The sequence below is a fragment of the Sorangium sp. So ce693 genome (assembly GCF_051521375.1).
GTDB classification, from domain to species: domain Bacteria; phylum Myxococcota_A; class Polyangia; order Polyangiales; family Polyangiaceae; genus Sorangium; species Sorangium atrum.
In genome coordinates, this window is the sequence record NZ_CP150347.1 from 13,012,242 (window position 1) to 13,028,599 (window position 16,358).

At 70.9% G+C, this 16,358-nt stretch carries 10 protein-coding genes and 1 pseudogene; 5 read left to right on the forward strand and 6 right to left on the reverse strand.

What is annotated here, in order from left to right; genetic code table 11:
* Positions 1-27 precede the first annotated feature (27 nt).
* Positions 28-1,122: an NADH:flavin oxidoreductase gene (locus WMF14_RS48685; protein ID WP_437797798.1), complete on the reverse strand. Its 1,095-nt coding sequence runs from the start codon at positions 1,120-1,122 to the stop codon at positions 28-30.
* Between the two features lie 335 nt (positions 1,123-1,457).
* Between WMF14_RS48685 and WMF14_RS48690 the strand changes: the two genes are divergently transcribed.
* A complete protein-coding gene (locus tag WMF14_RS48690; RefSeq protein WP_437797800.1) occupies positions 1,458-2,033 on the forward strand; it encodes a TetR/AcrR family transcriptional regulator in 576 nt (191 codons plus the stop codon).
* Between the two features lie 112 nt (positions 2,034-2,145).
* Here the strand turns inward: WMF14_RS48690 and WMF14_RS48695 are convergent, their stop codons facing one another.
* The 3 genes and pseudogenes from WMF14_RS48695 to WMF14_RS48705 all read right to left on the reverse strand — a co-directional run.
* Entirely contained in the window at positions 2,146-4,581 is a 2,436-nt protein-coding gene (locus WMF14_RS48695; protein WP_437797802.1) for a hypothetical protein, read from the reverse strand.
* A gap of 8 nt (positions 4,582-4,589) precedes the next feature.
* A complete protein-coding gene (locus tag WMF14_RS48700) occupies positions 4,590-5,714 on the reverse strand; it encodes an RHS repeat-associated core domain-containing protein (protein ID WP_437797804.1) in 1,125 nt (374 codons plus the stop codon).
* Between the two features lie 65 nt (positions 5,715-5,779).
* A pseudogene (locus WMF14_RS48705) lies at positions 5,780-6,208 on the reverse strand (hypothetical protein); the annotation flags it as partial.
* 147 nt (positions 6,209-6,355) lie between these two features.
* Between WMF14_RS48705 and WMF14_RS48710 the strand changes: the two are divergent.
* Positions 6,356-7,210, forward strand: a complete 855-nt coding sequence (locus WMF14_RS48710; protein ID WP_437797806.1) for a hypothetical protein — start codon at positions 6,356-6,358, stop codon at positions 7,208-7,210.
* A gap of 113 nt (positions 7,211-7,323) precedes the next feature.
* Here the strand turns inward: WMF14_RS48710 and WMF14_RS48715 are convergent, their stop codons facing one another.
* Positions 7,324-8,316 carry a fatty acid desaturase family protein gene (locus WMF14_RS48715; RefSeq protein WP_437797808.1) on the reverse strand — a complete coding sequence of 331 codons (993 nt, stop codon included), beginning with the start codon at positions 8,314-8,316 and terminating at the stop codon, positions 7,324-7,326.
* A 189-nt stretch (positions 8,317-8,505) separates the two neighbouring features.
* Here WMF14_RS48715 and fumC point away from each other — a divergent pair, with 189 nt between their 5' ends.
* Complete coding sequence (gene fumC / locus WMF14_RS48720) at positions 8,506-9,903, forward strand: class II fumarate hydratase (protein ID WP_437797810.1); 1,398 nt, start codon at positions 8,506-8,508, stop codon at positions 9,901-9,903.
* 293 nt (positions 9,904-10,196) lie between these two features.
* Here fumC and WMF14_RS48725 read toward each other — a convergent pair whose 3' ends face one another.
* Positions 10,197-10,652 carry a hypothetical protein gene (locus WMF14_RS48725; protein ID WP_437797811.1) on the reverse strand — a complete coding sequence of 152 codons (456 nt, stop codon included), beginning with the start codon at positions 10,650-10,652 and terminating at the stop codon, positions 10,197-10,199.
* Between the two features lie 474 nt (positions 10,653-11,126).
* Between WMF14_RS48725 and WMF14_RS48730 the strand changes: the two genes are divergently transcribed.
* Together WMF14_RS48730 and WMF14_RS48735 are read left to right on the forward strand one after the other, a co-directional pair.
* Positions 11,127-12,635: a porin gene (locus WMF14_RS48730; RefSeq protein ID WP_437797813.1), complete on the forward strand. Its 1,509-nt coding sequence runs from the start codon at positions 11,127-11,129 to the stop codon at positions 12,633-12,635.
* 157 nt (positions 12,636-12,792) lie between these two features.
* Complete coding sequence (locus WMF14_RS48735) at positions 12,793-16,320, forward strand: PHP domain-containing protein (RefSeq protein WP_437797815.1); 3,528 nt, start codon at positions 12,793-12,795, stop codon at positions 16,318-16,320.
* Positions 16,321-16,358 lie beyond the last annotated feature (38 nt).

Here is a 16,358-nt window from a genome sequence, read left to right on the forward strand (position 1 = left end):
GGAAGCTCCATAGATTGACGGTCCGACTCAAAAGTACCGACCAAGGCTCTCCTTGGTGAACTCCGTCAGTTCCGAGGTCCGGCCGGTCTTGATCTTCTCCACCCAGGCCGGGTCGCTGAGCAGGGGGCGCCCGATGGCGACGAGATCGAAATCGCCGCGCTCGAAGCGGCGCACGAGCTCACCGAGCCCTTGCGGTACGGAGGCCTCGCCTGCGAAGTTCCCGAAGAGATCGCCGGACAGGCCGATCGACCCCACGGTGATGGTGGGCTTGCCGGTGATCTTCTTCGCCCATCCCGCGGCGTTCAGATCGGAGCCGGCGAACTCGGGCTCCCAGTAGCGTCGCTGGGAGAGGTGGAGCACATCGGCGCCCGCCTCTACGAGCGGCAATAGCCACTGCTCCATTTCCTTCGGCGTCTTCGCGATCTTGTGATCGTACGCGCCCATCTTCCACTGCGAGAGGCGGAGGATCACCACCATCTCCGGCCCGACGGCCTCTCGAACGGCCTCGAGGACCTCCACGGCGAAGCGATTCCTCTCGCCGATGGTCTTTCCCCCATACTCGTCCGTGCGCTGGTTCGTCACCTCGTAGAAGAACTGATCGATGAGGTACCCGTGGGCGCCATGGAGCTCGATAGCATCGAAGCCGAGGCGCTTCGCGTCGGCCGCCGCCTTGCCGAAGGCCCGCACGGTGGCGTGCACGTCGTCGCGCGACATGTTCGCCGGGCCTTCCAGGGCCGCGGGCTCCTCGTGGCCGTTCGGATCCTGCTTCGCGAGCCCGACGTGCCATAGCTGGGGCGCCATCTTCCCTCCTGCCCTGTGCACGCTGTCGATGACCTTTTTCCAGCCGTCCAGCGCCCGCTCGCCGTAGAAGTGGGGGACGTCGCGGAGGTGAAGCTTGCCCGGCCGCTCGACGACCGTTCCTTCCGACAGGATCAGCCCGACGTCTCCGGCAGCGCGCCGGGTGTAGTAATCGACGTTCGGTTCGCCAGGCGCGTTGCCCGGCGATCGCTGGCGCGTCATGGGCGCCATGACGAACCGATTCTTGAGCTTCAGCCCCTTCAGCTCGAATGGCTTGAAGAGCGCGCCGACGTCGTCGTTCTTGTTCTGTTGCGGATCCGCCATCGCTCCGTCCCTTCTTCCGTTCTCTGGGCGTCGTCGTCATCACCGCGCCGCGGCCGGGTGCGCCCGTGGCGCTCCTGCGACGCCCGCGCCTGCAATCTCGACACCGCGCGACGCCATCGCCTTCGCCAGCGCACGCCTCTGTGTTAAACCAACTGGATGGTTTAAATCATAGGGAGCGGTCTGGGCCGTGTCAACTGGCGGAGCGGCGTCGCTGCTGCGCCTGGCGAACGGCCGCGGGCGAGCCGTGCGAGGTAGGCCGAAGGTTGCGGCTCGCACGTCGGCGGTGCGCTCTCCTTGCCGCGCGCCACGGCGTGTGCTCCATGAAGGATCCACCCATGCCCTACGATTCGGCGGCGACCAAGAAGAGGCTCCTCGACGCTGCGCTCGACGAGTTCGCCGAGCGAGGGCTGGCTGGCGCGCGCGTGGACCGCATCGCGGAGCGGGCCTCGGCGAACAAGCAGGCCATCTACGCCTATTTCGGCTCCAAAGAGGGCCTGTTCCGCAGCGTGCTCGAGGAGCGGTGTCAGATCGCGTTCGACGCCGTGCCCTTCGACCCGTCGGACCTGCCGGCCTTCGTCGCCGGGGTCTTCGACCACCTCGTCGAGAATCCGAAGAGCGTGCGGATGATGATGTGGAGGCAGCTCGAGCTCCCCGACGAGGTGCAGCACGACGTCGCGACCGCCAAGGTGCAGGAGCTCGCCGCGGCTTACGACCTCGGGGCGACACCGAAGCCGTGCGCCGAGGACCTGTTCGTCATCCTCCTCGGGCTGTCGATGTCCTGGTTCAGCTTCGCGCCAAACCAGCCGGCCGCGAAGGGATCGGCGGCGGAGCATCGGCTCCATGCCTTCAGGAACTCGCTGGTCACGGCCGCCGACGCGGTCGTGAAGGCGATGGCGAAGCAGAAGCGATAGCTGGTCGGTGCCGAGCCTCGGCGTTAGCTGCCGCCGAGGGCGCCGACGCCGCGCCGCCAGGGCACGCGGGTGCTCGGCAGTCCATGACGGCAGGCCACGACCACCGCGGCGCTCAGGGGAACCACGCCGCGACCTGCACCACCTCGCGCGCCGCGCCGGCCAGGCCGTCGTCGCCCGCGAGGGCGGCGATGAGCGGCGCGAGCTTCACGAGGGTCACGCCGTCGCCCGCGAGCGCGGCACCGCGGTATTCGTCGGCGAGCGCGTCGAGCAGGATGCCGAGCGCCGCGGCGGCGCCCTCGGGCGGGAAATGGCGGGCCAGGGGGACCAGGTCGAGCAGGCGGCTCGGCTCGTCGGCGCCGAAGCGCAGGGCCAGTGGGAGGGCCTGACGCGTGAACTCGGGGGCGTGCGCGGGATCGTGGCGCGCCAGGGTGGCGAGGGCGGCCAGGCGGCCACCGTCGCTGAGTAGCGCGACCTCGGCGAGGAGCGCGTCGCTCTGGCCCGTCGCCGCGAACCAGGGGCAGACGTCGAAGAGCATCCAGCCGCGCTCGCGCGGCTCGGCCTGCTGGATGGCCTCGTCGATCCGCGCCAGCAGCCGCGCCGGCTCCGCGGCGAACGGGAGGCTGCGGGCCAGCGCCCGCACGCGCGCCGCTTCCGGCAGCGTCTCGAGCAGGTCCTCGGCGGGATCGCCCAGCGCCCGGAGGCGCGGGATCAGGCTCTCGAGGAGCTCGGCGGCGCGCTCGCCGAATTGGGGTGCGAGCGCTGCGGCGCGGCGTGTCTCCGGGGCGTCAAGGAACGGCACGAGCTCCGCGAGAGTCCGTTGCATCAGCAGGTCGTACGGGTTGACGTGCTGCTCCACCGCGGCGAAGGCGGCGCGTACGCGCTCGGGATCGCCGAGGCCGCGCGCGAGCGCGGCGAGCGCTCGCGCCCGCGCGGACCCAGGCAGCGCCTCCGCGTCGGGCCAGAGCGCCTCGGCGACCGCACGCGGGTAGCGGTCGGCGAACAGGTCGAGATCGCCAGGATCTCCGCCGCTGTCACGGAGGACGGCGAGCGCCTCGCGCACGACGGTGATCCCTTCCTCTGGAGGCAACCACTTCGCCACGAAGAGCATCTGGCGCGCTCGCTCCTCCGCGTTCTCCGTGGTCCGATACGCGGCGAGCGCTTCCCGCGCGAACGCGTATCCCGCCTCGCCCCCGACGACGTCGGCGAGGCTCAGGAGGCCATCCCCGCGGAACTCGGCCGCCGGGGTGCGCCGTGCGGCGTCCGTGGCCCACGCGAGTACCTCGGCGCGCGCCGGGCCGGCCGTCATCGCCGCGCCGAGCGCGGTGAGCGCCCTGGCCTGATCTCGCTCGTCCGCGATCGGCGCCTTCCGAGCGAACGGCTCGACGCCCACCGGGGCACCGTGGTCTTTGCGGCGGGCGCACTGGTTCACGCTCGCCTCGACAAGGGCCGCGCGCACCGCGAGGGCCGTTGCCTCGTGACTCATTGGAAGCGGCTCGATGGCGTGGCGGCGCACGCGCTCGAGGTCGGCGACGAAGCCGAGGTAGGCCTCGGGCCGGGCCATCCAGCGGGCGAGGTGCTCCTCGGTGACCAGCGCGGCGAATGCCTGGAGCGGCGCGGTGGCCTGTTCCAAGTGGGCGCGCGCGTAGGCGCACGGATAGCCGGCCGGCGGGAGCGATAGTAGACGGCGGCGTGACGCGTCCCGCGTGTCGTGGTCGAGGTGCGCCTCTACGTCGCGGCGGGCCGCGTTCGAGCGGAACGCGTACGTGCCCTTGATGACCGTGACAAGCGGCTCGATCCCGGGGAGGGCACCCTCGATGCGGGCCCCGAGGGCGGTCGTGATCTCGTCGTCGCGAAGTCGGCCGTAGGCGACCGAGAGCAGGCCGAGGAGCTTGGCTGATGCGGCGCCTGCGGTCTCGAGGAACTCCGCGGGATCGCCCGGCACAGGCCAGGGCCGCACCGGCAGCGGATGGATCCGCGTGCGCGCCGGATCGAAGCCGAGGCGCGAGATCCACGCGCGGGCTGTGGCGTCGTCGCCCTCGACGGTGGCGAGCACCTTGACGCGGGGACCCACGGCGGAGAACAGCGGTGGCCAGGAGACGAGCGGTTCCGCCTCCTCGACGTCGGTGATCGCGAGCAGCAGCGACGGCTCGCCCTCTGTCGGCCCCACGCGCAGATGCTCTTCCGCGATCCGCGCGCGCAATAGCCGAGGTGGGCCGCCCACATAATCGGCGCGCAGCCGCGAGGTGAGCAGCGCGACCAGGTCGCGCTCGAGCCTGAGATCAGGCCCGATCGGCACGAGCTGCGCAGCGTAGGCGGTGCCTTGCTGCTGCGCACGGACGAGGTGGGCGGCCACGACCGCGCGTCGGCTCGGGCGCGGGCCGTGCAAGATCGCATAGGGTAGGTCCGGCTCGTCGAGCCACCGGCCGAGCGCGGCTAGCGCGGTGTGCTCCTCGGTGTCGAGCTTGGTGCGCGACGCTTCGCGCCAGGCGCAGCGGAAGGCGCGCTCGACGGGCGCGGGGGCGGGGATCCGGGGCGGGGGGGTTGTCATCGCACGCGTTAGGTGGTGAACGGGGGGGTCGTGGAGCGCACCGTCCGGATGTTCTCTCGTCGAGAGTTTGTATCCTGGCTGCTCTGCGTGAAAGTACCGTCCCACCGACCCATCTTGTTCACCTTGGTCTCTTTCTTTTGATTCGGGCCGATCACGCCGCCCTTCGCGTCCTCTCCGATGTTGGCCGGATGGAGGCCGAGCTCTCGGAAGATCTGCGCGCACATGGGGCAAGGCGCCATGCCCTCGCCATCCTCGTTCGTGGTCTCGATCGTCGCGCCGTTCCTGAAGCGCTTCTGAAGCTCGGCGCGCACCTCCTCATTCGTCATTTCAGGTTTCCCCTTCGCGGTTCGCTGGGCGTTTCCTTCGGCGCGGATTTGGCTCGCCATCTTGTGCAGCGCGTCCACCTCTGCACACGTTGTGTCTCCCGTCGGGGTCGTCTTCGAGTCGCGCGCCCTCTGCGCGTTCTTGACGGCCTCGGTGATCGCCGGGTCCTTGTACCTGTTGCGCTGAGCCTCTGCGCTCGGCCCGCCGCGCTCTCGCTGGCTCTTGCCCTCGATCTCGCCCGGCACCCCGCGGCGGTTCTTCGGATCGGTGAAATCCTTGCCCTCCGGGTTGTTCCCGGCCGCGTTCCGGACGGTCGAGAACGGCATCAGCCCGCTCGGATCGACGAACCGCGTCGGCGCATTGCCTGCGTAGTCGAAGCCGTTGAACCCGCCGTCGAGCCCCGCCGGGTCCGCGCTCAGGTACCGGCCGAGCGCCGGGTCGAAGTAGCGGTAGCGGTTGTAGACGAGCCCCGTCTCCTCGTCCTCGTACTGGCCCGGGAAGCGGAGCGGCGTCGTGGTCCGCCCGCCCTCCTTCACCTTCGCGCCGAACGCGGACCGGTCGAGCTCGCACACCACCTCGCCCGCGGGGCCGACCAGGCGCTCCGGCGCGCCCACGTCGTCGTTGAGGTAATGGAACCACGGGCTCTCCTCGCGGCGGCCGCCTGCCACGCGCGTGTCGCGGTGGGCCCAGGGGGCGTACCGGGCCTCCTCGAAGCAGTACGTGCGCTCCTCCACGACGGGATCGCCCGACACCTGCGCGACGCGCTTGATCTCGTGGACCAGCACGCCGCCGTCCCACACGAAGCGCACGCTCGACAGCTCGCGCTGCTGCTCGTGCTGTAGCGGCGCACGAACCGCAAGCCGAGGGGGCCGAGCAGCTCGAGGTCGACCACGGGATCGGTGAACACGCGGCCTGTGGCGACGTCGACGGGGTCGCCCTTCGACACCTTCCCGCTCTTCTTCGACCCGTGGTGGTTCGGGCAGCCGGAGCCGTCGCCGCCCGCGCCGCCGCAGGCCGACTTCCCCCCTCCGTCGGCGCCGTTACCCCCGTTGGAGCCGTCAGCGCCCTGGTCCTTGCCGCTCCCCTTGCCACCCTTGCCATTGCCGCCTCCGCCGCTGCCGCCGCCGCCCATGATGAAGACGCCGGGGTTCATGCCGGGGATCGCGGGGATATTCGGGACGGGGGCTGTGCGCGCCATGGGAACGAGCGTAACAGGGCGGCAACAGCACTGGAAATGCGCATCGTACTCTCCACGGGCGCACAGGAGAGCACGTTGACCCGACCGGGCAGCCTCGAGGCCCATCGCGCTGCCTCCTCGTTCGGCCCGTCTCAATCCCGCTGGCGTGTTCGCGCATTTCCGCGCGTTTCGCGCATTTTTCGCGCTCGAGGTTGCGGCAAAGGGCGAGCTGTCGGTATCGTGCGCGCCATTCGCCCATTCAGGAGCTCTGCCGTGCACAAGATCTACCTCGTCCTTTCCGCAGCATTCCTCGTCACCTCTACGGCCTGCTCGGATGAATCCGATTCTGGCGGTACGAGTAATGACCAGGCCAGCAGCAGCAGCGCTTCGACCAGCAGCGCCTCGAGCGGTGGTACCGGGGGCAGCGGCGGGTCGGGGAGCTCGAGCGTCGGAGAAGGCGGTGCTGGTGGGGCGGGCGCGACGAGCGGCTCGGGCGGCGCCGGCGAGGGCGGCGCGGGGACCGCTGGCGGGCCCGCTACCGGGGCCGGCGGGGACCCGGGCACGTCATCCCTGGGTTTCTTCGTTTCCACCCCGAGCGACAGCGGCGGCGATCTCGGAGGGATCGCCGGCGCGGACGCGACCTGCCAGGCGCTGGCGGCCGAAGTGGGCGCCGGCGGTCGCACGTGGCGCGCGTACCTGAGCACGAGCACGGAGAATGCCCGTGATCGCATCGGCAAGGGGCCCTGGGTCAACGCCAAGGGCGTCACGGTGGCCGCCAGTGTCGAGGCGCTGCATGCGTTGCCCGGGGGCAACCCGGAGCTCTTCGTCGATCACGAAGGCAACCGCATCAACGGCCAGTGGCAGGGCTCTCCCACGCCGAACGAGCACGACATGCTCACCGGCTCTGCAGCGGACGGTACGGCCCTCGCCGACACGTGCAACGATTGGACGTCGTCCACCGCCACGCCCGGGCCGCAGGTGGGACACTCCGACGGGCTCGGTCCGAACATGAACGGCGGAGCCCCGTACAACTCGTGGAACTCCGTGCACGCTCCCTCCGGGTGCAGCCAGCAGCAGCTCGTGGCGGTGGGCGGCGCGGGCCGATTCTACTGCTTCGCCGCGGACTGAGGCCGGCCTGTCGGGCGCGCGCGGCCTCGCTGCGCCCTCAGGGACCGTCCATCGTTGGGTCTTGCGGATGATCGACGGCGCCGCGCGGGTTTCGGCCGCGCGGCGCGGGACGCTCAGGCGGTCGCGCCGGGCTGGATGCCGTTCAGCGCCATCATCTTCCGCCGCTCGTCGTCCTTGTTGAGGTCGCGGTACCGCTCGTCGAGCTTCGCGATGTCGAGCTTCAGGATACGGCCGTACAGCGAGAGGGCGACGCCGACGATCGTCGGGTGGCACGCCGACTTCACCCGCTCATCGTAGTGGGGATACGCCGCCTCGTGGAAGCTGCGCAGGTTGTAGAACGGGATGCCCGGGAACTTGTGGTGCTCGTTGTGGTACGTGACGTTGTTCCAGAGGAAGTTCGTGACGCGCGCGCCCGTCCCGTAGGTGCGAGAGCTGTAGGCGTCCTCCCCCGGGAGCATCTCGTAGTGCTCGATCATCGAGGTCACGCTGGCGAGGATGGCGCCGAAGACGAACGGCAGGACATAGAAGAAGAAGAACACCTGGCGCGGCATGACCCAGAAGAAGAAGGCCATGAGGCCGTAGAAGCCGAGGAGCTCCAGGTTCATCCTGACGCGCTGGAGCGGCGACAGCCGCTTCACGTACCGCGCCATGCAGCCGAGGAAGTAGAGCGGATAGGCGAACGTGTAGACGGCGAGGAGCAGGAGCCTCGCGAGGACGGGGTTCCGCGTGTAATCCGTGACGACGAAGTTGTCGACGTCAGGGTACGTGTTCGCGATCTTGTGGTGATGAAGGTGGTAGTTCGTGTACAGCGTCACGCTCATGCCGGTCGGCGCCCAGCAGAGCAGGGCGATGACGTACGAGGCGAGCTTCGAGCGCGAGCAGCTGCCGTGGACGGCGTCGTGCGCCACGGCGCCGAGGCCGCGGACGAGGTTGGCGATCAACCACGAGCAGGCGACCCCGATCGGAATGGCGAGCGCGTGGTGCTGCGTCGCGTAGAGCACCCACGTGACAGCGGCCCAGATGCCGAAATGAAGCGGGATCTTGAGCAGGTGAATCGGGTTGCGCCTGTAGGCAGCCTGCAGCAGCTCCCGCGGTACTGTGTCCATGCCGGCCATGCTGATCTCCGTGTTTCTCGCGCGTGCGCGGCCCGGAACTTCGCAAAAAACAGGCGGGAAAACAAGAGCACGCCCGCTTTTTACCCCCGCGGCGCGAATGCGCCTACGCGCTTGCGCAGGGACCGGCGACAGGGCTTCGCGCCGCTTGAGGGGCGCGTTCGCCGCCGCTAAGACGCGGCCATGGGGACGCGCATCGAGAAGGACAGCTTCGGGCCGATCGCGGTGCAGGACGACCGCTACTGGGGGGCGCAGACGCAGCGTTCCCTCGAGAACTTCCGGATCGGGGGCGAGCGCTTCCCGCGGGAGATGATCGCCGCGCTCGCCACCGTGAAAAAGGCGGCGGCGCTCGTCAACCGCGATCTGGGGCTCCTGCCGGCGGACAGGTGCGCGCTCATCGTCGCGGCGGCCGACGAGGTCATCGAGGGCAAGCTCGACGACCACTTCCCGCTCGTCGTCTGGCAGACGGGCAGCGGCACCCAGACCAACATGAACGTGAACGAGGTCATCGGGAACCGCGCGATCGAGATGAGCGGCGGCGTGATGGGCTCGAAATCGCCGGTCCACCCGAACGACGACGTGAACAGGTCGCAGAGCTCGAACGACGTGTTCCCGACGGCCATGCACGTCGTCGCCGCGCTCCAGATCGAGCGCCGCCTGCTCCCGGAGATCCGCCGGCTGCGGGACACCCTGGCGCAGAAGAGCGCGGCGTTCGCGGACATCGTCAAGATCGGCCGCACGCACCTGCAGGACGCGACGCCGCTCACGCTCGGGCAGGAGTTCTCCGGCTACGTGGCGCAGCTCGACGCCGGCATCGCCGCGATCGAGCGCGCGCTCCCGCCGCTCCACGAGCTCGCGCTCGGGGGCACGGCGGTCGGGACGGGGCTCAACGCCCACCCGGAGTTTCCGGTGAAGGTCGCCGCCAAGATCGCCGAGCTCACGGGGGCGCCCTTCGTCACGGCGCCGAACAAGTTCCAGGCGCTCGCGTCGCACGACGCCCTCGTCGCGGCGCACGGCGCGCTGAAGGTGCTCGCCTGCAGCCTGACCAAGATAGCGAACGACGTCCGCTGGCTCGCGAGCGGGCCGCGCTGCGGGATCGGCGAGATCTCGATCCCGGAGAACGAGCCGGGCAGCTCGATCATGCCGGGAAAGGTGAACCCCACCCAGGCGGAGGCGATGACGATGCTGTGCGCTCAGGTGCTCGGCAACGACGTCGCGGTCGGCGTCGGAGGGGCGAGCGGCAACTTCGAGCTCAACGTGTACAAGCCGCTCATCGTGCACAACGTGCTGCAGTCGATCCGGCTGCTCGCCGACGGCTGCGCGTCGTTCGAGGAGCACTGCGCGCGGGGCATCGAGCCGAACCGCGAGCGCATCGAGCGGAACCTGCGCGAGAGCCTGATGCTGGTGACCGCGCTGAACCCGCACGTGGGCTACGACAACGCAGCGAAGATCGCCAAGAAGGCGCACGCGGAAGGGAGCACCCTCCGCGAGGCGGCGGTCGCGCTCGGGATCCTCGACGGGGAGAAGTTCGACGAGATCGTGCGGCCGGAGAGGATGATCGGGCCTTCCGGGAACGGGTGAGGCTGGGGATGCCAAGGAGAAGAGGTCGTACCGAGTTGCCCGGCGCTCGGAGAGGGGGGCCTAGGCGTTAACCAAGCTCGTTCGGTCACGCTCCGCGCCCGAAGCCCGCTCCCCTCCGCCCCACCATCGGTCACCAACGCGAACGTTTACGTGGTCGTTTACGTGGTCGTGGCCGTGGTCGTGGCCGTGGTCGTTTACGGCCTACCGTTGACGACCACGACCACGACCACGACCACGACCACGACTACGTAAACGACCCTCCGGTCTGAATTCTTTTCAATCCGGAAGCTGGACTAAGGAACGGCCCACGGCAGCCGGACGTGCGCGCCGGGAAGGATCCCCTGCTCGCCAGGCAGGTTCCAGACCACCGGCGACACGGGCAGCACCACCGGGGCGAGCGTGACCTCATAGGGGCCAAACTCGAATGTCGCGCCCGCCTCCGGAAACCCCTGAGTCGGGTCGTCGATTTCCACCTGCGCCCCCGGATCCACAAGAATGTCCGAGGACGGAAGCGCCGGCGCGCTCGCCTGCGGCAGGTCGCTCACCCGCCGCAGCGCCTCGTCGACCACACGCTTCCAGTTACGTCCCATCTGCGCGGACGGAAGCTCCGCTGCGAGCGCCTCCAACCGCGCCTTGAATTGTGCGTCGGACAGCACCGACGCTGGCCGCTCCACGGGCGTCCGGGGCGGCGGTACCACCTCCTGAGCCTGCGCCAGGCCAGGCGCAACCAGCACCGCAAGCAGCGCCACGGCAGCTCCGTGCGCTCTCCTGCACACCCTCATTCACCACCTCCTTTGCGCGCCTTGACGCGGCTGACGGACATCCAGCGAGAGGTCGACCGCGCGGAGCGCCGGTCATTCCGGCCTTCCGCGCGGCGGCGGGGCGAGCCCGCCTCCGGGAACGGGCGGCGATCGACGTCGATCGCCGCGGGGTTCGGGAGCAATCAGTGTACGCCCATCGCAGGTGCACGGAAAGGGCAACATGCCTGGTGCGCGCGGGTGCGAGGCGGCGCGTTGACACCCTGTCGACACGTGGGATAGACGAAGGCGCCTGCCAGCGGCGCTGTCGCCGTGTTCGTTGCGATTCCTCTCGCCCGCCGGCCAGCTCGGACGCCAATGACACCTTGCGCATGGACTCGTCGCGGTGCGGATCCTCGATGTGCCCGGCCATGGCGCCGCGGACGCAGCTCGGCGCCGGACGGCGCTGCGATCGCCGCTGTCCTCGTGGCCGCCGTGGCGCTCGGGTGTCCGCAGGCCAGCGCGCAACCCGCCCAGCGGCTGCCGGTCCAGCCTCCGGCCGCCGACGCGCTTCCGGTTCCCCCGCCCGCCGCGCCGACCCTCCCTGTCGCGCCGCCGCCCACCGCGGCTCCCCCCGGCGCCGCGCCGGCCACGCCACCTGCCGGGGCCGCGCCGCCCGGCGCCACGCCGGCCACGCCACCTGCCGTCGCGGCGCCCGGCACCCCCGCGGCCACGCCGGGCGCATCGCCCGCCGGCGCTGCGCCGTCCGCTGTCGCGGCACCCGGCGCACCCGCCGCCAGCACGTCGCCGGCAGGCGCCGCGCCGCCGGGCACCGCACCGTCCGCCGGGGCCGCGCCGTCCGCCGGGGCCGCGCCGCCAGCCGCGGCCGCGGGCGCTCCGTCCTCTGCCGGGTCGGACGCCGCGCCTGTCGCAGGCGGCGCGGGCGGACCGCCATTCCAGCTCACGATCGGCCGCCTCGTGCTCTCGCCCATCGTGCTCGTGCAGGCGCAGGCCGTCCCCTACGTGGGCGAGGACGCCTTCCTCCAGGCGGGCGACGTCGCCGAGGGGCAGGGGTTCCGCCTGCGGCGCGCCCGCGTCGGCTTTGCGGGGAGGCTCGCCGGATATGTGCCGTTCGCGGTCTCGGGCGAGCTCGCCGGGGGCGCCGACGGCTCGGCGCGGCTCTCCGAGGCGTGGATCGGCTACGCCCACTTCCCGTTCGCGAACCTCTATTTCGGCGCGCACGACGTGCCGTTCAGCCGCTCCGCGATGGCGGGCGCCGGCGAGGGCGCGCTCATCGAGCGGCCGCTCGCCGTGCGCGCCATGGCGCCCTCACGCCAGGTCGGCCTCCACGTCGAGGGGCACTTCCGGGGCAGGGCGTTCAGCTACTTCGCCGGCATGTTCAACGGCTTCCAGCGCTCGGATCAGTTCTTCGCCGGCTATGTCGAAAACGCCGCGAGCTTCGGCAACCGCTTCGACCACATCGCCTATGTCGCGCGGCTCGCCACCGAGCCGCTCGGCCCCCTCCCTCGCTCGGTGCAGGACCTCGCCGTCTCGCGCCTCCGCGTCGGCGCAGGCGCGAGCTACTTCTTCAGCGACGGCGGGACGCGCGACATCCACGGCATCGGCGCCGACCTCCTTGTCCACGTCGAGGGCGCACACGCGCTCGCCGAGCTCCTCTGGAACCAGAGCAACCCCGAGAGCACCCCGACGCAGCCGCTCGGCCAGCTCGCCCCGGTCACGTCGATAGGGCTCGTCGGCGAGGTGGGCTATTTCGTGAGGCGCATCAAGCTCGGCGTGAACGCGCGGTTCGAGTGGCTCGATCCCAACCTCGACCTCTCGGACGAGACGGACAGCTGGGCCCTCACCGCCGGCGCGAGTTACCACTTCATCGACAACATCCTCAAGGCGCAGGCCGACTTCACCCACCGGCAGGAGCGCCACGGCGTCGCGCTCGACAACGACGCCGTGGCGCTCCAGCTGCAGCTCAACCTCTAGAGCACCGAACAGCTAGGAAACCAGAGAGATGAACCGCCAAGGCGCCATGAGACGCCAAGAAAAACAAAAAAATCTTGGCGTCTTATGGCGCCTTGGCGGTTCGACTTCTTGCTGTTTGCATGCGGCTTCAACCCGCTTGTCGTTCTAGCGGCCCGCCATGCGAAAACGCCGCTCCGCCCTCGCGTTGTTCGGCCTGGTCGGCCTGGTCGGTTGCGACGAGCCGAACCTCCTGCGCGCCAAGCCGATCGAGAACCGGTTCGAGCTGGTCGGCGGCCCGGTGGCGATGGCCGATGTCGGCGATTTCCTCCTGGAGAACGACGAGATCCGGGTCGCGATCCTCGGCCCGCGCCACTCGCCGGGGCCGGGCGTCTACGGCGGCTCGCTGGTCGACGCCGACCTGCGCCGCCCCGATCCGCGCTTCGCGAGCGCGTCGGGCCGCGACCGCTTCGCCGAGTCGTTCCCGGTCGCCAACCTGCTCGTGCCCGACCCGGGCGCCACCGAGGTCTTCGTGGTCAACGACGGCTCGGACGGGCAGGAGGCGATCGTCCGGGTCGAGGGCGACGGCGGCTTCCTCTTCCACGCGCTCGGCGTGCTGAAGACCCAGGAGGACCTGCTCGGCCTCCTGTTCGACGGCCTCAAGCCGGCGATGCGCTTCCGCACCGACTACGTCCTGCGCCCGGGCGAGCGGTTCGTCACGATCCGCACGACGCTCCTCCTGCCGGACAAAGTGCTCGGGTGCCCGAGCGTGGCCTCGTGCGCGCTCGAGTGCGAGGACGGCCTCGCGGCAGGCGCCGACGGCTGCCCCACGTGCGCCTGCGGAGAGCCGCTCTCGCTCGACAACTACACGGGTCCTTCGGACATCTTCAGGGGCATCCTTGGCGACGAGCGGAACGGAGATCCCGAGCGGAAGGGCGGCATCGTCGCCGGAGATTTCGTCTTCTTCGGCAACCAGAACGACATCTTCGGCCCCGGTATGGGCTTCGACGAGGAGAAGGCGGTGTTCGACGCCCTCTTCTCCGGCAGGGACACGTTCCAGCAGCCGCTCAGCTTCGATTTCGTCGCCGCGGCGGGCGGCGACGTCAGCTACGGCTATTTCACGAAGGCCACAGAGGGCGGCCCGCCCTCCACGGTCAACGTCCCCGTCTTCACGAGCGCGGCGACCGCCTTCCTGAGCGCCGGCCGGAGCTGCCTCGCGGCGGACTCCGACGACGAGGCGTGCGACAGGAAGCGAGCGTTCACCTACGAGCGCTACTTCGCCGTGGGCGAGGGCGACGTCGCGAGCGTCGCCGAGGTGGTGTACGGCGCCCGGGGCACGCCGACCGGCGCGCTCGAGGGCGCCGTGCGGTGGCGGTCGACGGGCGCGCCCGTGCCGAACGCGCGCGTCCACGTCTTCCGCGACCCGGACCCGGGCGCCGCCTTCGCGAGCGTCGACGCGCTGGTCGAGGCGAACCTCGCGCGCTCGGGGGACGTGGGGCTGCTCAGCTCCATCGACGCCGACCTCGGGCTCGATCCGGTGGAGGACGGCGACTTCCACGCGCGGCTCCCGCCGGGCGGCTACCTGCTCGTCGCGGAGAACCCCGAGGGCACCGCCGTGTCGGCGCCGATCCGCGTGGCGCTCGGCGCCGGGGCCATGGTCTCGGTGGCGGCGGAGCTGCCGAGCCCCGCGCGGATCGCGTACCGGGTGGTCGACGAGGGCGGCCGGCTCGCGCCCGCCAAGCTGACGTTCGTCGCGCTCGACGCCGCGGGGCAGCCGCTCGAGGGCGACGGAAGGAGGCGGGTCTACCTCGGCCATGGCCGCCTCGGCAGCGGCGTCCGGCAGATCGAGCGCTCGGCGACGGGCGAGGGCGCTGTCGAGATCGAGCCCGGGCGCTACCGCGTCTTCGCCACGCGCGGGCCCGAGTTCGGCCGGTTCGAGGTCCCCGACCTCGAGGTGCGCACCGGGGAGGTGCGGCGGATCGAGGCGGTCGTGCCGCGCGAGGTCGACTCGACGGGCTGGATGTCGATCGACATGCACCTGCACCAGCGCCCGAGCTTCGACAGCGGCCTGCCGCTCGAGGAGCGGGTGACCTCGGCGGTCGTCGAGGGGCTCGACGTCGCGGTGGCCACCGACCACGACGTGCACACGGATCTCGAGCCCGCGGTGAGGCAGCTCCAGCTCGCGCAGCACCTGAAGACGGCGGTCGGCGCCGAGGTCTCGACGCTCGAGCTCGGGCACTTCATCGGCTTCCCGCTCCGCTACGACGAGCTCGACGTGCCGGATCACGGCGTCTTCGACTGGGTCTGCCGCGCGGGCGGGGACGTGATCGACGGGGTGCGCGGCACGGCGGCGGAGGGCGAGGACGCGCTCGTGATCGTCGCTCACCCGCGCGACGGGTTCATCGGGTACATCGACCAGCTCGGCGTCGACCCCTTCACGCTGCGCCGGTCGATCCCGACGCTCGAGGCGAGCAACCCGCTGTTCCAGGCGGGGAGCTGCGATTTCGACGCGATGGAGGTCTTCAACGCGAAGCGGTTCGATCTGCTCCGGACCCCCACCGTGCAGGAGGTCGTCGATTTCAACCGGTGCCTGTCCCAGATCGACGCCGCGCACGACGAGGCGTCGCTCCGCGCGGCGTGCGCCGAGCTTCCCGGCGGCCTGCCGGCGTGCAAGCCCGGCGAGCGGTACGCGGTGTGCCAGCAGCGCGCCCGCTCGGCGCTGGCCTGGAGCGTGACCAAGCGGATCCTGACGAGGACGCCCGAGGAGCAGGACGCCGTCTGGGACTTCGACAGGACCGCGGCCGACGGGGAGGCGCTCTGCCTGGGAGGCGAGGGCGGCGCGGTCCCGCCGGAGGACGCGGATCGGCCGTGCACCTTCCACGCGGGCCAGGTGGACGACCTGTTCCGCTACCTCGACCACGGCTTCTCGCCGACGCAGGTAGGGAGCAGCGACAGCCACGGCGCCTCGCTGGAGCCGGGCTTCCCGCGCACCTATTTCCGCGCGCGGACCGACCAGCCGGCGGCGCTCGATCTCGCCGAGGCGACGGCGTCGCTCCGCGCCGGCAGCGCGTTCGCGACCTACGGACCCTTCATCCGGGCGAGCGTCGGCGGCGCGACGTTCGGCGGCGTGGCGCGCGTCGAGGGCGACGCGGTGCCGCTCGACCTGCGGATCGAGACGGCGAGCTGGTTCGGCGTGGATCGCGTCGAGATCTACGTGAGCGGCCGCCTGGTCCGGGTGCTCGAGCCGCGTTCGGGGCCGTCGGCGATCGTGGACGTCGACGAGCGGCTCATGTTGCCGGCGCCGCCGTCGGACGGCTGGGTCGTGGTGGTGGCGATGGGCCTGCGCGACGAGGACCTCCTCACGCCGGTCGCGCTGCCTGTGTCGTTCGGCGAGCTCCAGCTGCCCCGGGTCGCGAGCCTCGCGTTCACGCAGGTCAAGGCGCTCTCCCGGTTCTTCACGGCGTCGCCGCCGGTCCCCGACTGGTACCCGGTGGCGCCCTACGCGGTCACGAACCCCATCTTCCTCGATCGCGACGGGAACGGCGTCTACGACGCCCCGCGCGGGCCGCCCCCGTTCTGCGCGAGGCCGTGCGACCCTGCCGTGCTCGATCCATCGCAGTGCCCGGAAGGGCAGCAGTGCCTCGCGAAAGAGCGCGTCTGCGGGATCTTCGTGCTGGGCCGCTGCGAGGACAAGCAGGCGTCGCCGTAGCGCGCGAAAGGCGGGCGGGGGCCGCCGCGCAGACCTCA